Source organism: Streptomyces sp. NPDC043738 (assembly GCF_056436545.1).
Genome location: NZ_JBWKCJ010000010.1, coordinates 131,239 through 149,671 on the forward strand (window position 1 = coordinate 131,239; position 18,433 = coordinate 149,671).

Consider the following 18,433-nt stretch of genomic DNA (forward strand, 5'->3'; position numbering starts at 1 on the left):
GTCGGCTTGAGGGTCTGGGCGTGGAGGGCGCGGGCGTGGTGGCGCGGGCGTCACCGCGTCGGCTTGGGCGCCCGTCCCCCTTTCGAGCCCTGGCCCCTCACACGACCTTCCCCTCACACGACCTGCACGCTGTCCCCCCGTCGCGTCTCGGTGCGTTCGCCCGGGGCCAGGACGAGCTCTGCGGCCGGGGTCAGGACGAGGTCCAGGTCCGTCGCGGTGCGGTGGGGCGGGGGCGCGGCCGGAGGATGGTCGTGGTTGCGTTCCGTGACGATCGTGACGGGTTGGTCGGTGTCGTTGATGACGAGGGTCGGGCTGCCGGTCAGACGGTGATCGAGGGGGTAGATGCCGTGCGGATCGATGTAGGTCGTGCTGCCGATGGTGAGGAATCCGCTGGCGGGAGGCGTGAAGGGCGGAGTGGGGCCGGATTTGGGGATGACGCGGGCGAAGAGTTCGCCGATGCGGCGCATGAGGGTCTCCTGACTTCGGGGGCGGGGTGGTCCCCGCTCGTGGCGGTTGCCGAGTGAAGGTCGAGCTCGACTTTCGTCACTCAGCGTAGCCATCGAGCGGTGCGTGAGTCAGCAGCGCGTGGGAGTGAATGGGGAGGCGCGCAGCGCTATGGCGTGCGCCGTCGGGGTTACCGGGCGGGGCTCAGTCGTCGAGGGGGAGGGCCAGGTCGCGCACGTGGCCGGCGAGAAGGAGGACCGCGGCGTCGACGGCGGCCTGGGGGTCCTGGGCGCGAATGGCGTCGGTGAGGCGCAGGTGCGGGTCGGTGGCGGCCGCGGTGGCGGTGTCCAGGCAGGCGGCGCGGCGGAGTTCCTCGCGCAGGGCGGAGCTGAGGGAGCGGTAGATGTCGGCGAGGACGGGGTTGGCGCCGGCCTCGGCGACCAGGACGTGGAACTCGGCGTCGGCGGCGGTGAAGGCGTCGGCGTCGCGGGCGGCAAGGGCCGCCTTGCGGCGGGCCAGCGCGGCCTCGATGCCGGCGAGTTGGGCCTCCGTGCGGTGCTTGGCGGCCTGCCGGGCGGCGATCACGTCGAGGCCCTGGCGGACCTGGGTGACATGGCTGAGCTCGGCGCGTTCGAGACGGCGGCGCAGGGCGGCCGCGCTGTCGTCGTCGGAGATCACGAAGGTGCCGTCGCCCTGCCGGGCTTCGAGGAGTCCGGAGTGGACCAGGGAGCGGACGGCCTCGCGGACCGAGGCGCGGCTGACGCCGAGGGTTTCGCACAGGACGCTCTCGGGCGGGATGCGGCTGCCCACCGGCCAGGTGCCGTTCACGATCTGGGCGCGGATCTCGTCGGTCGCGGTCTCCACGAGCGACACCCTGCCCCTGCGGACTGCTTGCACGAGATCACTCCCTGGGCGCCGGCGCCGGCCGGTGTGCCGATGTCCTGCTCTTGAATCCGGTGTCTGATGTCTGATGACTCTGCGGTCACTGTAATGCCGGGCGGGGCGCTGCGGCGGGCCCGGCGGCGGATCGCGATCCGAACAAGATCAGGGCAATCGCGGTGTGCTTGTCAGTGGCGGCGGACATACTGCTGCCCATGCACCGGTCCTTGCCCCAAGCGCTCCGGGCGCCGGGCGCGGGGCCGGGTCCGCAGTCCGCGGCCAGGGGGAGGTTCTGTGTCGTCCGTGCCGACCAGCAGCGTGGCACCGCCCGCCTCGGAGCGCCGGCCGGCCTGGGCCGAGGGACTGGACGAGCTGCGTGCCGCGTCCACGACCGAACCGGGCCGCCTGCGGCTGATCGGTGCCGCCCTGGCGCTGCTGGTGGTGGTGTTCGGCGCGGTCACGGCCTGGCAGGTGTCCGACCGGGCCGCGGCCGCGGATGACGTGGTGGAGCGCAGTCAGCCGCTGACGTCGGACGCGGCGGGCATCTACCGGTCGCTGGCGGACGCGGACACCACGGCCGCCGGCGGCTTCCTGGCGGGTGAGGAGGGCGGCGGCGGCGCGCGTGACCGCTACGACCGCGATATCGCGACGGCGGCGGACCTGCTGGCCAAGGCTTCGCGGAGCGCCCGCGGTTCGGACGACGCGGCCGCGCAGATAGCCCGCCTCAATCGACAGCTGCCGCGTTACACGGGGCTGGTGGAGACGGCGCGGGCGAACAACCGGCAGGGGCTGCCGCTCGGCGGCGCCTATCTGCGGTACGCGAACGAGCGGATGCGGGCGGAACTTCTGCCCGCCGCACGGGCGTTGTACGACGCGGAGACAAGGAGACTGGCGGCGGACTACGACGAGGCCGAGGCGTGGCCGTGGTGCGCGATGGCGGCCGGGGCGGTGGCGATCGGTGCGCTGGGATGGGCGCAGCGGCGGCTCTGCCGGCGGACCAACCGGGTGTTGAATCCGGGGCTGCTGGTCGCGACGGCCGCCTCCGTCGCGGTGTTGTCGTGGCTGGTGGTGGGGCATGCGGTGGCGCGCGCGGGGCTGACGGATTCGTATGAGCACGGCGCCCGTTCGCTGCGGGTGCTCCTCGAGGCGCGGATCGAGGCGCTGCAGGCGCGCGGGGACGAGAATCTGACGCTGGTGGCCCGCGGTGCGGTGCTCACCGGCGACCAGCGGGATTTCTACGAGGTCGGCTTCCGGGCGGGGATGCGGGATCTGGCCGGCGCAGGCGATCATGGTGCGGCACAGGCGAAGAGCAGGCTGGGAACGGCGCTGGCGCTGGCGGACGACGATGCGGGGCGGGGGCCGGTGCGCGAGGCGCTCACCAACGTACGGCAGTGGCAGGCGCGGCATGCCCAGGCGCGGGCCGCGGACGAGAAGGGCGATTACGACCGGGCGCTTGCGAAGGTGATCGGCGCCGACGGCTCCACCGGTGAGTCGTTCGACCGGGTGGCGGCCGGGCTGCACAAGGCCCTGGTGCACGAGCAGGGGGAGTTCCGGTCGGCGGCGGACGGCGGGCGCGGGGCGCTGGACGGGCTGCCGGTGGGTGCCGGGGCGCTGGCGGCGCTGGCGGCAGGGGGCGCGGTGCTGGGCATCGGGCGCAGGCTGGCGGAGTACCGGTGAGGGGACCTGGTGAGGGGGACATGAGGATGCGCGCGCGAGGGCTGCGGAACCTGCGTGCCGTCCTGGCGCCGGTCGCGGCCGGGATGTCCGTGATGGCGGCGGCCGCCGCGGTGCTGGTGCCGGCACTGGGCGGCGCCGCCCACCAGGACGGTCCCGGCACTGGCGGCGCGCCCTCGCCGTCGGCGATACACCGGGCGTACGGGCCCGGAGCGCCGCCGGCCGAGCCGGCCGCGGCCACCTGCACGGCGGACAACGCCGCGGAGAGTCTGCGGCCGTCGTCGGACGAGGGTGCGGCGGTGGCGCGGATCAAGGACAGGGGCCGGCTGGTCGTCGGTGTCGACCAGAACACCTACCGGTGGGGGTACCGCGATCCGGCGACCGGCAGGTTGGAGGGCTTCGACATCGATCTGGCGCGGGCGATCGCCACGGACATCCTGGGGCCGGACCCCGAGGTCGTCTTCAAGGCGGTGCCCACCGACCAGCGGATACGGGCGCTGCAGAAACGCACGGTCGACATGGTGGTGCGGACGATGACGATCAACTGTGCGCGCAAGCGGCAGGTGGCGTTCTCGACGTCGTACTTCCAGGCGGGGCAGCAGGTGCTGGCTCCGAAGTCGTCCGGGATCAGGGCGTTCGACGATTCGCTGCGCGGCAAACGGGTGTGCACGGCCGCGGGTTCGACGGGTGAAACGGAGCTGGCGCGGCAGCGGCACGGCGCCGAGGTGCTGACGGTGCCCAGCCAACTCGACTGCCTGGTACGGCTGCAGCTGGGCCAGGCGGACGCGGTGGTCACGGACAACGCGCTGGCCGCGGCGCAGGCGGCGCAGGATCCGAAGGTGGAGCTCAAGGGCGAGCCGTTCACCGACGAGTCGTACGGCGTGGCGATGAACAAGGACGACACGGACCTGGTGCGCCGGGTCAACAGGGTGCTGGACGACTATCGGGGCGACGGGAGCGCCGACAGCCCCTGGATGCGGGCGTACCGCAGGTGGCTGCGGGCCGATATGCCGGAGATATCGGGGCCGCCGTCGCCGGAGTACAGCGACTGACCCGACAACGTCCGCAGCACGCCCGATCGCCCCGAGGTGCCCAGTACCTCACCGATCGCCGCATGGAGCGGCCCGATGCCGTTCACTATGGAAAGAGGAAGGGGAAACGGAGGGAGCCGCACCACAGCAGCCACCCGGTCACAGCAATCGCCGTGCACCGTACGCGTATTGGAGAGGTGATCGATGGGGGTCCCTGGACCCTGTCCCGGATCTCCGGGAAGGCCCGATGCCCCGGTGCTGAGCCGGGAGGAGGTGGACCGCGCGCTGGCGCGGCTCGGCGCCGAGTACGAGGCGATCGAGACCTCGCTGCTGGCGCTGCAGGACCATGCGGGGCGCCGGTTGCTGGAGGGCGCCGATCTGGCGGGCACGACCAAGGAGCGCTGGGCCGCCACGGAGCGCGCCATCACGGTCCTGTGGTCGCTGTTCGACACCTATACCGCGGCGTTGGAGGCGGCGCGCGAGCTGCGGGCGCGGCGGCGCTGGCCGTCCCCGGACGACCTGGCGGAGCTGACGCGGCTGCTGCACGGCGACGAGGTCGCGGTGCCCGGCGCGGCCCCGGAGGACGGCGGCCCGGGAGGCGGCCCGGCCCGGCCGGGCGAGCGGTTGAGCCTGGAGACGCTCGTCGAGCGGATGAACGGGCTGTACGCGCGGTCGCTGGATGTGATCGTCGCCGCCGACGCGGTCTGGTCGGCGCTGCCGGCCCGGATAGACCTGCTCTCCGCCGAGCTGCAGCGCACCCGTTCGCTGGCTCATTCGGTGGGGGTGCGCCCCGGTGAGCATCCGGCGGGCGACGACCTGGAGCGGATCACCGGCGAGCTGGCGCGGCTGCGCGCCCAGGTGATCGCGGATCCGCTGGCGTTCTGGGTGTCGTCGTCGACGGGGAGTTCGGCGCCCGGCGGGGGCCGTCCGGACACCGGGCGCTACGACCGGGCGGCCCGCGCGCTGGAGGACATCCGGCGGGAGATCGCGGCGGTCCTGGACGTGCGGCAGGACGCGGAGCAGCGGCTGATGCAGCTGCGCGACGTGCTCTCGCGCGCCGATCGGACGCTGACCGAGGCGCGCCAGGCGCGCGGTGAGGTGCTGGCGAAGATCGCCGCGTCGGAGGTGCCCGCGGTCAGCGGCCCGTCCACGGCGCTGCACGAGCAGCTGGCGGCCGCCGCGGAGTACCGCAGGCGGGCGCAGTGGCACCGGCTCTCGCCGCTGCTGGACAGCCTGGAGGAGCGCGCGGAGGACGAACTCCACCGCGCCCGCGAGTCGTTGACGGCGGTCACCGCGCCGCTGGCGGTGCGCGCCGAGCTGCGCGGCCGGCTGGACGCCTACAAGGCGAGGCTGGCCCGCCACGGCATGGCGGACGATCCGCTGCTGACGGAGCGCTACGACGTGGCCCGCCGGATGCTGTGGAGCGCCCCGTGCGATCTGCGGGCGGCCGAGCACGCGGTGTGGCGCTATCAGCAGGCGGCGGCGGAGGCGTTGGTTCCGCCGCAGCGGGAGGAGAGGGGGGATTCGTGACGGAGCGGGCCGGCGGGCGCTGTCAGCGGCGGGACTGCGCGGGCGGTTACGTCGATGCCGGCGGCGGCGAGCTGTACTGCGACCGGTGCGGTCTGGCACCGGTGGTCTCACCGGGCGGCCTGATCTCCTCGCCGCCCACCGGCCTGACGGACCGGGCCCGGGCGGGCACGGCGTCGAGCCGGGCGGCGGCCGGGGCGCTGCTGACGGTCCCCTCCCCCGGCCCGGGCGCCGGCTCCGGTTCCGCCTCGCCGTCCGCCCGCTCGTCGGCGTCCCGGCGCTCGGTGGCCGCGCGGCTCTCCCGCGCCGCGTCCGGCGGCGGGGCGACGCGCGGCAGGTCGGCGGTCTCGGTGCGCGGCAGCACGGGCAGCGGCTCGGCCTCCGGGTCCTCGCGCGGGCGGCTGGGTGCGGGCCTGGTGGCGGTGCCGGAGGTGCCGCGGCCCGATCCGCGTACGGCGGTCCTGACGGATCCGCGGGTCCCCGAGCGCAAGCGGTTCTGCAGCCGCGCGGACTGCCGTGCCCCGGTGGGGCGGACACGCGGTGAACAGGCGGGCCGGACGGAGGGGTTCTGCGCCAAGTGCGGCCATCCGTACAGCTTCGTGCCCAAGCTGCGGCCCGGTGAGCTGGTGCACGGCCAGTACGAGGTCGTGGGCTGCCTGGCCCATGGCGGCCTCGGCTGGGTCTATCTGGCGATCGACCGGGCGGTCTCCGACCGGTGGGTGGTCCTCAAGGGGCTGCTGGACACCGGTGACGAGGAGGCGCTGGCGGTCGCGATGTCCGAGCGGCGCTTCCTCGCCGAGATCGAGCACGCCAACATCGTCCGGATCTACAACTTCGTGGAGCACCTCGACCGGGGCACGGGCAGCCTCGACGGCTACATCGTCATGGAGTACGTCGGCGGCAAGTCGCTCAAGGACATCGCCAACGACCGGCGCACGCCCCACGGTCGGCGCGATCCGCTGCCGGTCGAGCAGGCCTGCGCCTACGGCATCGAGGCGCTGGAGGCGCTCGGCCATCTGCACAGCCGCGGCTTTCTGTACTGCGACTTCAAGGTCGACAACGCCATCCAGCAGCACGACCAGCTCAAGCTGATCGACATGGGCGCGGTGCGCAGGATGGACGACCACGAGAGCCCGATCTACGGCACGGTCGGCTATCAGGCACCCGAGATCGCCGAGCTGGGCCCCTCGGTCGCCTCCGATCTGTACACGGTCGCGCGCACCCTGGCCGTCCTGACCTTCGACTTCCAGGGCTATACGAACATCTTCGCGGACTCCCTGCCCGACCCGGACAACATCGAGGTCTTCCGCAGCTACGAGTCCTTCTACCGGCTGCTGGTGCGCGCCACGGACCCCGACCGGGCGCGCCAGTTCACCTCCGCGCAGGAGATGTCCGAGCAGCTGACGGGCGTGCTGCGGGAGGTGGTGGCACTCCAGTCGGGCGAGCCGCGGCCGGCGCCGTCCACCCTGTTCGGGCCCGAGCTGCGGGCCGTGGACACCGAGTTGCTGGCCCCGTGGGAGGGTGACGCTTCGCTGCTGGGCGCGCGGGGGAGGGCACCCGCGCACCGAGAACCGCAAGCCACCGGTCCGCTGCTTCGCCCCCTGGACGTCACCGGCGCCGCCCTCGCGCTCCCGGTACCGCGGGTGGACCCGGCCGACCCCGACGCCGGTCTCCTCGCCGGCCTGTCGACCGCCACCCCCGCCGAGCTGCTGAGCGCGCTGCGCCGCGCGCCCGCCGGCGGCCTGGAGGTCCGGCTGCGGGAGCTGCGCGCCCATCTGGAGACCGGCGACCGCACGGCCGCGCAGGCGGTGCTGGAGGCGATCACGGCGGAGCCGCCCGGGCCGCGGCCCGCCACGGCGGCCGGCGGGGATCCCGGGGAGCGGGGCACCGACTGGCGGGTGGTGTGGCACGGCGGCCTGGTGGCGCTGGCCACCGGGGACCGCGAGCGGGCCGCGCTGGCCTTCGACGCGGTCTACGACGCGTTCCCCGGCGAGCCGGCGCCGAAGCTGGCGCTGGCCCTCTGCGCGGAGCTGCTGGAGCAGTGGGACAACGCCGTGGAGTACTACCGCCTGGTGTGGGCGACCGACCGCAGCTATGTCAGCGCCGCGTTCGGGCTGGCCCGGGTGCGGCTGGCGGCGGGCGACCGCGGGGGCGCGGTCGAGGCCCTGGAGTCCGTACCGGAGTCGTCCATCCACTACACCGCGGCGCGGATCGCGGCGGTCCGCGCCCGGCTGCGGCAGCGTCCGCCGCGCGATCCGCTGCTGGCGGATCTGCTGGCGGCCGCCCAACAGGTCGAAGCCCTCGCGGACTTCGGCCTGGACGCCGAGCGAAGGGAACAACTCAGCACCGAAGTACTGGGCAGCGCCCTGGACTGGGTACTCTCCGGGAGCCACGGTGCCGGCCCGGACGGAGAAGGTGCCGCCGGCGGGCTGCCGGCGCTGCTCGGCAGCCCGCTGGACGAGCGCGGCCTGCGGTTCGGCCTGGAGCGGTCGTACCGGCTGCTGGCGCGGCTGACGCAGCGTGGTGAGAAGAGGATCGAGCTGGTGGAGCGGGCCAACCGCTTCCGCCCCAGGACATGGGTGTGACATGGGTGTGACTGGGCCGTCCCGGTGCGCGGGGTGCGACGAACCCCTCGACGCGGGGGACAAGTTCTGCGGTCGGTGCGGCGCCGCTCTCCTGGCGCCGGCCGCGCCGTCGGCGTACGGGACCCCTCCGGGGCACGGGGCGCCCGCCGGACCGCCGCCCGTACCACCGCTGCCGCCCATGCCGCCGGCGCCGCCCGTACCTCCTGCCCCCGCCGCGCCCGCCGGACCGCCGCCTCCGGATCCCCAGACCCGGTTGCCGTTCGGCGACGACGCGCCGCAGGTGCCGGACACCCCGGCGGCGCCCGGCACCGCGAAGCCGGCCGACGCACCGCCCGCCGACCCCCGCGTCGCCGGATACGAGGTGGTCGCCGACGCCGCCGCGGAGGCGGCCGCCGAGGCCGGCGCGCCGAGCGCACGGTCCGATGCGCCGAGCGCACCGGCGCCCGCCCCCGCCCGGGCCGCCTCCGCCGAGGACGGCCCCTCCTGCCCGGCGTGCCCGTCCGGTCCCGTGGACCCCGACGGCAACTGCGCACGGTGCGGGCAGCCCCGGCCCCCCGTCCGCGACCACATGGAGAGCGAGCTGGCGGGCCTCGCCGCGGTGAGCGACCGGGGGCACCGGCACCACCGCAACGAGGACTTCTTCGCGCTGCGGGCCACCACACTGCCGGACGGTGCGCCCGCCGTGGCCGCGGTGGTCTGCGACGGCGTCTCCTCCGCGACGCGCCCGGACGATGCGTCCAAGGCGGCGTCGGAGGCCGCCGGCGAGGCGCTGCTGGCCTCGCTGCCGCGCGGTACGCACCCCCAGCAGGCCATGCACGAGGCCGTCCTGGCGGCCTCCGCCGCGGTCGACTCGCTGGCCGTCGACCCGTCCCTGGCACATGACGAGCACCGTCAGCAGAACGCCCCGGCCTGCACCTTCGTCGGCGCGGTGGTCGGCGGCGGGCTGCTGACCGTCGGCTGGGTCGGCGACAGCCGCGCCTACTGGATCCCCAACGACCGCACGGCGCCGCCCGTACGGCTCACCGAGGACGACTCCTGGGCCGCCCAGATGGTCGCCAACAACCTGATGTCCGAGGCCGAGGCGAACGCCGACGAGCGGGCGCACGCCATCACCGGCTGGCTCGGCGCCGACGCGTACGAGGTCGAGCCGCACACCGCGACGTTCAAGCCGGACGGCCCCGGCATCGTGGTGGTGTGCACGGACGGGCTGTGGAACTACGCCGAGTCCGCGGAGCAGATGGCCGCGGTACTTCCCCACGACGCCCCCACCAGGCCCCTGCACGGCGCCCGCACGCTGGTCACCCACGCCCTCGACGGCGGCGGGCACGACAACGTAACAGTGGCGCTGGTGCCGTTCCCCGCGCCGTCGATGCGGGCAGGATCGGCCTGACCGGACCAAAACCGAACGAGTCGGCCGAAGTCCCCCGCGCGACGGCGCAACCGGGTCGCGGGGGACGGAACGCCGGCACCTGGGGGAACGGGGAGTCGGCGAAACTCCTTGCGAAGGTGGTGGGCGTCGCCGACAGGGCGACCGGTACTGTGCGACTGAAGGCGAAGGTCGCCGAGGCGGACGAGATGACTCTTGAAACGCCCTCGACAAGAACCCTTCGCAGCGAGAAAACAGCCACAAAGAATCACAGTCAGTACCGACACAATCAGTACCGAGCAGTGCCCCAAAGAAACGGTACGGAGGGGGAAATACCGACATGCCGACCTGCCCGAGCGGCCACCAGTCGGTGGCCGAAGACTGGTGCGAGGTGTGCGGCCAGCGGATGGCGGGTGCTGTCCCCCCGCCGCCCTCCCTGCCTGCCGGCTTCCTGAACACACCGCCCAGCCAGCCCGGCCCGCCGCCCGGCCAGGCCGGCCCGCCGCCCGGCCAGGCCGGCCCGCCACCGGGTCAGGCCGGACCGCCGCCCGGCGGCCCTGGTCCCGGCCCCGCCCCCGGCGGCATGGGTCCCGGCGCTCCTGACACGCAGGGCGGCCAGGGCGGCTACGGCTTCCCGCCGCCCGCACCCGGCCCCGGCACACAGGGCGGCCAGGACGGTTACGGCTTCCCGCCGCCCGCGCCCGGCCCCGGCCAGCAGGCGCAGCCCGAGCTGTGCCCGCAGTGCCGTACCCCGCGTGCGGCGATGGCGCCCTTCTGCGAGGAGTGCCGCTACAACTTCCTCACCAACTCCCCGATGTCCTACGCCCCGGCGCAGGGTCAGCAGCCGGGCCCGCCGCCCGGCATGCCCGGCCCCGGCGGCCAGGGCGGCGGCTACGGCTTCCCGCCGCCCGCGCCGGGCCCCGGCCAGCCCGCTCCCGGCACACAGGGCGGCCAGGGCGGTTACGGCTTTCCGCCGCCGCAGCCGCAGCCCCCACAGCAGGACATGGCGCCGCCCGGCTTCCCCGACCAGCCCGGCCCCGGCGGCTTCCCGGGCCAGCCCGGGCCCGGTGGTTTCCCCGGCCAGCCCGGCCCGCCGCCCGGCATGCCCGGTCCCGGCCCGGCCGGCCAGCCCGGCCCGCCGCCGCAGCAGGGCGTCGACGACTGGACGCTGAACCCGCCGAGCGCCCAGGCCGCACCCCCGCCCATGGCGCCCGCGCCGCCCGCACCCGGCCCGCAGGCCCCGTTCGAGCAGCAGCCGCCCGCGCCGTTCCCGCCGCAGCAGCCGGCACCGTACGAGCAGCAGCAGGCTCCGTACGAACAGCAGCACCCCCCGTTCGAGCAGCAGCAGATGCCGCCGCAGCAAGGGCCCGGACCGGACCAGCAGTGGAACGGCGGCCCCGGTCAGCTTCCCGCGGCACCGCCGCAGGGTCCGCAGCCGGTCGTCGGCGCCGGCTGGGTGGTGGCGGTCGCGCCGGACCGTGAGTACTTCATGGCGATGATGGGCCGCAGCGGCCCGGAGGCGGCGGGGCTCAACCTGCCCTCGTACTCCCCCGAGCAGGTGCTCCCGCTCGCCAACGGCCAGGTCGCGGTCGGCCGCCGCCGCAACAGCACCGGCGAGTCCCCGGACATCGATCTGGGCAGTGCGCCGGAGGACCCGGGCGTCTCGCACCAGCACGCCCTGCTGGTGCAGCAGCAGGACGGCAGCTGGGCCGTGGTGGACCAGAACTCCACCAACGGCACGACGATCAACCTCGGCGAGGACCCGATCCAGCCATATGTGCCGGTGCCGCTCCATGAGGGCGACCGGGTGCACGTCGGCGCCTGGACGACGCTGACCATCCGCCGGGGCTGACCCGCCGGCCGCACGGCGGGCAAACGCGGGGCGTGATCAACTGATCACGCCCCGTTCGCCTTTGCGGGGCCGAAGCACCCCCGGATCGTCCTACGACCGAAGTCCTAGCCGGGGCGTCTGCCACCATGGACGGGTGAACAAGATTCCGCGCGGCACGCTTCAGGAGCAGACCTTCTACGAGCAGGTCGGTGGCGAGGAGACCTTCCGCCGTCTGGTGCACCGCTTCTACCAGGGAGTCGCCGAGGACCCGCTGCTGCGGCCGATGTACCCGGAGGAGGACCTGGGTCCGGCCGAGGAGCGCCTCGCGCTCTTCCTCATGCAGTACTGGGGCGGCCCCCGTACGTACAGCGACGGCCGTGGGCACCCCCGGCTGCGGATGCGGCACGCCCCGTTCACCGTCGACCGGGCCGCGCACGACGCCTGGCTGCGGCACATGCGCGACGCCGTGGACTCCCTCGGACTGTCCGAGGAACACGAGACGCAGCTGTGGAACTACCTCACGTATGCGGCCGCCTCGATGATCAACTCCGCGGACTGAGGAACGCGTCACACCGGGCGCCCCCGCGCGCCCAACCGCCCGGATCCGTCACGATCCGGTCAAGGACTCCCGTAATCCGCTCACCGGACACCGCACACTCTGACAGCATCCGTTCATCTGTTTGGTGCTGTTGGTGGGGTTGTTGCTGCGAGCCTGGCAGGGGGGACCATGGCCGGCTTCGTCTTCGTGCGGGTGCGGGCGCACCGCCTGCTGCTGGCCGCCGCGCTGGTGTCGGTGCTGCTGACCACCACGGTGCTGGCGACCCTCACCGCCTTCTCCGACGCGGTCGGGGACGCCGGGCTGCGCACGACCCTGCGCACGCGCTCGACGGCGGCCGCCGCGCTCCAGGTGAAGGCCCAACTGCCCGCGGAGCAACGGGGGCAGGCCGACCGCGCGGTGCACACGGGAGCCCGGCGGGCCTTCGACGGCCTGCCGTTCGCGGTGCGCACACTGACCCGCTCCGGGCCGTATGCGCTGCCCCGCTCGCTCCGGCCGCCGCGGGCCCGTAAGGGCGAGCCCGATCTGACCCACCTCGCGGCCCTGGACCGCTCCCGCCTCACGCTCACCAAGGGGAGCTGGCCCGCGTCCGCCGCACGCGGGCCGCTGCCGATCGCCGTGCCCGAGGCCGCGGCCGCCCGGCTCGGGATCGGGCCCGGCCGGCGGCTGGCCCTCGACAACCGGCTCTCCGGCCCCGCCCGCCTGACGGTCGAGGTCACCGGCGTCTACCGGCCCAAGGACCGCACCGACCCGTACTGGAAACTCGACGACCTCGGCGGGCGCGGGGTGCGCACCCTGGACTTCACCACGTACGGGCCGATGCTCACCGACCCGGCGGCGTTCCGCGGCGGACCGCTGGTGCAGGACTCGGCCGGCTGGCTCGCCACCGCCGACTTCCGCTCGCTGACCGCGGACCGGCTGGACGCGCTGCGCGCCGCCGCTGGACGGGCCCCCAAGGCGCTGATGGCCGATCCGGCGTTCGGGGGCCGGGCCACCGCCACCACCGATCTGCCCGACGCGCTGGGGCAGTTGCAGCGGGCGCTGCTGGTGAACCGCTCGACGATCCTGATCGTCGCGCTGCAGCTGGTCCTGCTCGCCGGATACGCGCTGCTGCTGGTCGCCCGGATGCTGAGCGCCGAGCGGACCGGCGAGACGGCGCTGCTGCGGGCCCGCGGCGGCTCCCGGCGGCGGATCGCGGGGCTGGCCCTGGCCGAGTCGCTGCTGCTCGCCGCCCCGGCCGCGCTCGGCGCGCCGCTGCTGGCCGGCCCGCTGATGCGGCTGCTGGCCGGCAGCGGAGCGCCGGCCCGTATCGGGCTGCCGCTGGACACCCGGCTCACCGCCGCGACCTGGCTGACGGGGGTCGGCGTGGCCCTGGGCTGCGCGCTCGCGGTCGCCGCGCCCGCGCTGCTGCACGGCGGGGCCGAGGGTCCACCGCGGCGGCGGCCCGGCGCTCCCCGGAGCTCCCCCGGGCGGGCGGGGTGGCGGGCCTGGGGAAGGACGGGCGCGGACCTCGGACTGCTGGTGCTGGCCGGCGTCGCGTACTGGCAGCTCCGGCGGCGGACCGCGGGCGGCGACGGGCCGGACGGCGGCGGCAGCGGCGGCGGGGTGCTGACCGGCGACACCGCCGGCCGGCTCGGCATCGATCCCGTCCTGGTGGCCGCCCCGGCGCTGGCGCTGCTCGCCGGAACGGTGCTGACGCTGCGGCTGCTGCCCCTCGCCGCCCGGCTCGCCGAGCGGGGCGCGGCCCGCGGTCGGGGCCTGGCCACGGCGCTGGCCGGCTGGCAGATCAGCCGCCGCGCTTCCCCGCGCTCCGCACTCCGGTCGAGCAGGGCGCACTCCCACCACGGCGCGGGCCCCGTCCTGCTGCTGGTGCTGGCCACCGCGCTGGGCATGCTGGCGATCGGCCAGCGCGCGTCCTGGGACCGCTCGCAGGACGACCAGGCCGACTTCCGGGCGGGCGCCGCGGTGCGCGTACTGGCCGGCGGGACACCGCAGTGGGGCCAGGGCGAGGCGTACGCGGCGGTGCCGGGGGTGGCCGCGGCGCTGCCCGCCGGGCAGGCCACCTTGACCCTGTCGGGCGGCCGGACCTCCTCGCTGCTCGCCCTGGACGCCCGGCGGTCGGCGGGGGCGCTGCTGCCGCGCGGAGACCTGATGGGCGGCAGTGCGGACGACAGGTCGGGCCGGGCCGCGGACCGGGTACTGCGGGCGGTGGCGCCGCACGACGGCACACCGGTCGGCCTCGAACTCCCCGCGGACACCGACCGCTTACGGCTGACCGCCACCCTGCGCTCCCTGAAGCAGCTGCCTTCCGGGCCGGACGCCGCCGGGCACGGCACCGGGCCGGTGCCCGCCACCCTCTCCGCCCTCGTCACCGACCGCTTCGGCGCCCCGTACACCCTGCCGCTCGGCACGCTCGCCCCGGACGGCGCCCCGCACGCCCTGGGAGCGGACCTCGCCGCCGCGGCCGGTGCCCCGGCGGGACGCCCGGCCGGCGCCCTGCGGCTGACCGGTCTGGTCGCCGACATGGAGCAGTCGGCCACCTCCCACCGTCAGCGGCTGACCGTCACCAGCGCACAGGCCGTCACCGCATCGGGCCGTCACCGCTCCCTGTCCGCGCCCGCCGCACTGTCCTGGCGGGCCCAGATCGCCGGCAGGAGCGGCTCCGCGGGCGAGGAGTCCGGGCCCGCGGCGGGCCGGGCCGAGGTCCCCGCGGGCGGTCTGCTGTCCCAGACGTACGACACCGGCATCCGGCCGGACCCGTGGAGCGCCGCGGTGACGACGGTGCGGATCACCGCCGCACACCCCAAGCGCCCGCCGCTCGCCGTGGTCGCGACCGAGGCGTTTTTGCGCGACAGCGGCTCGAAGACCGGGGCCACCATCGAAGTGCCGGTCAACGGGGAGCCGTTGAAGGCGCGGATCGTGGCGGCGGTGCGCGCACTGCCGGCCGGGGCGGACGGCGGTCCGGACACCACCGGGCTGCTGGTGGACTTCGGCGCCGTCAACGAGGCGCTGGCCGATCGCGGCGCCGCGCCGCTGACCGCGACCGAGTGGTGGCTGCGCCCCGAGCCGGGTGCGGCGGCGAAGGCCGCGGGCGCGCTGCGGGCCCGCCCGGACATCGATCCGGGCCAGGTCCTGGTCCGGGACGAGATCGCCCGGCAACTGCACGACGATCCGCTGGGGCTCGGCCCGCAGACGGCGCTGACGGCCGCGGCGGCGGTCGCGGTGGCGCTGGCGGCGGTCGGCTTCGCGGTCAGCGCCGCCGGGTCGGTCCGCGAACGGGCCAGGGAGTTCGCCGTGTTGCGGGCCCTGGGCGCGCCGCGCCCGCAGCTGGCCCGGATGATCGCCGCCGAACAGGGCGTGCTGATCGCGCTGGCGCTGGCCGTCGGCGTGGCGCTGGGGACGGTGCTCACCCGGGCCGTGGTCCCGCTGGTCGTGCTGACCCAAGAGGCGGGCCGCCCGGTGCCGCCGGTACTGGTGGAGTTGCCGTCCGGCCAGGTGGTCGCGCTGCTGGCGGCGGTCGCCGCGGTGCCGCTGCTGATCGTCGCGGCCCTCGGGCTGCGCCGCGGCGACCCGGTACGGGCCCTGCGCAGCCAAGGAGCACCGTGATGAGGACGCGTACGAGTACGAGGACGGGACCGGGGACGCGGCGGCCGGTGGGTGAGGGCCGGTGAACGCGCTCACCTGGACGGCCTGGCTGCGCGTCCGGCTCGGCACGTCGCGCGCGGCGGCGACGGCGCTGGGGGCGCTGGTGCTGGTGACGGCGTTCCTGGCGGCCTCGTTCCCGCGCGGGGTCGAGGCGTACGAGACGCGCGGGGTGCGCCATGCGATCGGCTCCGCGCCGCCCGGCGACCGGACGGTGGAGATCTCCGTCTCGCCCGCCGATGTGCCCGGCACCGACCCGGCGGCCGCCTTCGCCGCCGCCGAGGGCGACCGCCAGGACCGGGCGCTCCAACGGCAGTTCGCCGCCCCGCTGCGGATCACGGCGGGCGATTCCGTCCACGGTGTCCGCACCACCAAGCCGCTGACCGCACACGACCCCTGGCTGCCCCGGCCGGACGGCGTCGCCCCCGCCCTGTCGCTCCGGGCGGTCTCCGGTCTCGCCCGGCACGCCGCGCTCACCAAGGGCCGGCTGCCGCGGGGCGCGGCTCCCGGGGCGAACACTCTGGAGGCGGCGGTGACCGTCGCCACCGCGCGGACGCTGGGCCTGCGCGTCGGCAGCCAACTGCATCTGGAGGACCTGACCCTGCGGATCTCGGGCCTGCTCACCCCGCGTGCCCCGGACGGCGCGTACTGGGCCGTGGACCCGGTGCTGACCGCCGCCCGCAGGGACGTGACCCCGGGGCCGCCGTCGAAGAGGTTCTGGCACGCCGGTCTGCTGCTGGCGCCCCAGGACGGCCCGGCGCTGCTGTCCACCCCGGGCGCACCGGAGAAGTTCTGGCGCTACCCGGTCGACGCGAGCGCACTGACCGCCCAGGACGCTCCGGTGCTGCAGGCCCGGCTGCTCTCCCTCGAACACGGCGCGGCGCTCGCCCGGCTGCACGCGGTGGCGGGCCGCGGCGCGCTGGTCGACAGCGCGGTGGACGGCCTGCTGGAGGGCCATGCCCGATCGCGGGCGGCGATCGCACCGGTCATCGCGGTGGCCGCGGCCGGAATCGGCACCGTCGCCTGTGTGGTCCTGCTGATGTCCGGCGCGCTGACGGCGGCCCGGCGGCGGCCGGAGCTGGCGCTGCTGCGGGCCCGCGGCGCCTCGCTGGCCTCGCTGACCGGGCAACTGGCGGCGGAGACCGCCGTGGTGGCGCTGCCCGCGGCGGCGGCCGGCGGCGGGCTGGCAGTGGCGCTGCTGCCCGGCGAGGGTGTCTGGCCCTCGCTGGCGGCGGCGGCCGGGGCCGGTCTGCTGGGCACGCTCGCCCTGCCGCTGCGGGCCGCCGCCGCCCATCGGCGCCCGCGCCCCACCGAACGCGCCGACCTGGCGCACGCCCGCCCCTCCCGGCGCCGTACGGTCGCCGAACTGACCGTGCTGGTACTGGCGGCCGGCGCGGTGGTGGCGCTGCGCCGCCGCGGCACGGCGGCCGGCGGCGGGGTGGACGCCCTGGTCAGCGCCGCCCCGGTGCTCGTCGGCGTGATCGCCGCGCTGCTGCTGATGCGGCTCTATCCGCTCCCGCTGCGGCTGGCCGCCCGCCCCGCCGCCCGGGGATCGGGGCTGACCGGGTTTCTCGCGCTGGCCCGCGCGGGCCGCGCGCCGGCCGCCGCCGGGCTGCCCCTGCTCGCGCTCCTGGTGGCGCTGACCACCGCGTCCTTCGGCGGCTCGGTGCTCGCGGGCATCGACGCGGCCCGCGACCACGCGGCGCTGACCGCGGTCGGCGCCGAGGCCCGCATCGTCGGTGACCGGCCCCTCCCCCGGGACCTCCGGCGCGCCGTGGCCAAGGTGCCGGGCGTCGAGGACGCGGTGGCGATCCGGATCGCCGTCCAGGCCGCCGACGACGGTGGCCCGCCCCTCTACCTGGTCATCGCCGATGCCGAGGCGTACTCCCGGCTCGCCCGCGCCACCGGGCTGGGCGCCTTCTCCGCCCGGGAGCTGGCCGACCCCGGCGGCGACCGGCCACTGCCGGCGATCGTCTCCCCGCGCGTCGTGGCCCGGTTCGGGCACGCCCCGATGATGCTGCAGCCGGACTTCGGTCAACTCGTCGTCCGCCCCACGGCGGTACGCGCCGACACCCCGGCCCAGCCCGGCGGCGACTTCGTCCTGATCAACGCGCGGAGTGTGGCACGCCGCCACCCGGACACCTACGCCGAACCCGCCAACGGGCCCGCCGTCCTGCTGCTGTCCGGCCGCCGGCTGGACACCGAGGCGCTGCGCACCACCGTCCGCGCGCACACCCCGGCGTCGCTGACCGCGCGGCTGGTGCTGCGCTCCGCCGAACGTGCGCGGCTCGCCGATCCGCCCCTCCAACAGGGCGCGCAGCGCCTGTACACCGCAGCGGTCGCGGCCGGCGCCGGATTCGCGCTGCTGGCCCTGCTCCTGGCGCGCCTCCAGGCCGCCCCGCAGCAGGCCCACCTGCTGTCCCGGCTGCGTGCGATGGGCCTGACACCCGCTCAGGGGCGGCGCCTGATGGTCCTCGAAGCGCTGCCACCGGCGCTGCTGGCGGCGCTCGGCGGTGCGCTGGCCGGCGCCGTCACGATCCGGTTGCTGCGGCCCGGTATGGACCTCACCGCGCTCGCCCTGGCCGGGGCCGCGGGGGACGCGCCGGACACCGTACGGCTGCAGTCCGATCCCGTGTCGCTGCTGCTGCCGTCGGCGGGCGTGGTCGCGCTGGCGCTGGCGGTGGCACTGGTCCAGGCCTGGCTGAGCGAACGGCGGCGCGAGCACGCCGAGTACAGAACGGGGGATCCGGGATGACCACCACACCGTCCGACCACGGCGAGGACGCCTCCGCGGCGGCGGCCGGCGCCGGGGGGGGGGGGGGGGGGGGGGGGTGCGGGGGGGGGGGGGGGGGGGGGGGGGGGGGGGGGGGGGGGGGTGTGGGGGGGGAGGGGGGGAGG

Annotated in this window: 11 protein-coding genes and 1 pseudogene; 10 read left to right on the forward strand and 2 right to left on the reverse strand. The window is 76.0% G+C overall.

Features of this window, described 5'->3' with window-relative positions; genetic code table 11:
• Window positions 1–113: 113 nt before the first annotated feature.
• Both AC0680_RS16095 and AC0680_RS16100 read right to left on the reverse strand, forming a co-directional pair.
• Complete coding sequence (locus AC0680_RS16095; protein ID WP_478628792.1) at window positions 114–467, reverse strand: hypothetical protein; 354 nt, start codon at window positions 465–467, stop codon at window positions 114–116.
• A gap of 181 nt (window positions 468–648) precedes the next feature.
• Window positions 649–1,308: a FadR/GntR family transcriptional regulator gene (locus AC0680_RS16100; RefSeq protein ID WP_478628794.1), complete on the reverse strand. Its 660-nt coding sequence runs from the start codon at window positions 1,306–1,308 to the stop codon at window positions 649–651.
• Between the two features lie 318 nt (window positions 1,309–1,626).
• Between AC0680_RS16100 and AC0680_RS16105 the strand changes: the two genes are divergently transcribed.
• The 10 genes and pseudogenes from AC0680_RS16105 (at window position 1,627) to AC0680_RS16150 (ending at window position 18,290) form a co-directional block, all read left to right on the forward strand.
• The gene (locus AC0680_RS16105) at window positions 1,627–3,000 is read left to right on the forward strand and encodes a hypothetical protein (protein WP_478628795.1); all 1,374 of its coding nucleotides are present in this window, start codon (window positions 1,627–1,629) and stop codon (window positions 2,998–3,000) included.
• Window positions 3,001–3,026: 26 nt separating this feature from the next.
• Window positions 3,027–4,049 (forward strand): glutamate ABC transporter substrate-binding protein, encoded by a 1,023-nt coding sequence (locus AC0680_RS16110; RefSeq protein WP_478628934.1) that lies wholly within the window; start codon window positions 3,027–3,029, stop codon window positions 4,047–4,049.
• Window positions 4,050–4,232: 183 nt separating this feature from the next.
• The gene (locus tag AC0680_RS16115; RefSeq protein WP_478628797.1) at window positions 4,233–5,558 is read left to right on the forward strand and encodes a hypothetical protein; all 1,326 of its coding nucleotides are present in this window, start codon (window positions 4,233–4,235) and stop codon (window positions 5,556–5,558) included.
• Window positions 5,555–8,140, forward strand: a complete 2,586-nt coding sequence (locus tag AC0680_RS16120) for a serine/threonine-protein kinase (RefSeq protein WP_478628800.1) — start codon at window positions 5,555–5,557, stop codon at window positions 8,138–8,140. The genes AC0680_RS16115 and AC0680_RS16120 overlap by 4 nt, the downstream gene beginning before the upstream one ends.
• A 1-nt stretch (window position 8,141) precedes the next feature.
• Window positions 8,142–9,530, forward strand: coding sequence for a protein phosphatase 2C domain-containing protein (locus tag AC0680_RS16125; protein ID WP_478628803.1), 1,389 nt, complete (start codon window positions 8,142–8,144; stop codon window positions 9,528–9,530).
• A gap of 2 nt (window positions 9,531–9,532) precedes the next feature.
• Window positions 9,533–9,760, forward strand: a pseudogene (locus AC0680_RS16130) (hypothetical protein); the annotation flags it as partial.
• 86 nt (window positions 9,761–9,846) lie between these two features.
• Window positions 9,847–11,358: an FHA domain-containing protein gene (locus AC0680_RS16135; protein ID WP_478628805.1), complete on the forward strand. Its 1,512-nt coding sequence runs from the start codon at window positions 9,847–9,849 to the stop codon at window positions 11,356–11,358.
• 133 nt (window positions 11,359–11,491) lie between these two features.
• Window positions 11,492–11,896, forward strand: a complete 405-nt coding sequence (locus AC0680_RS16140) for a globin (protein WP_478628808.1) — start codon at window positions 11,492–11,494, stop codon at window positions 11,894–11,896.
• A 168-nt stretch (window positions 11,897–12,064) separates the two neighbouring features.
• Window positions 12,065–15,499, forward strand: coding sequence for an FtsX-like permease family protein (locus AC0680_RS16145; protein WP_478628810.1), 3,435 nt, complete (start codon window positions 12,065–12,067; stop codon window positions 15,497–15,499).
• Between the two features lie 61 nt (window positions 15,500–15,560).
• A complete protein-coding gene (locus AC0680_RS16150; protein ID WP_478628813.1) occupies window positions 15,561–18,290 on the forward strand; it encodes an FtsX-like permease family protein in 2,730 nt (909 codons plus the stop codon).
• Window positions 18,291–18,433 lie beyond the last annotated feature (143 nt).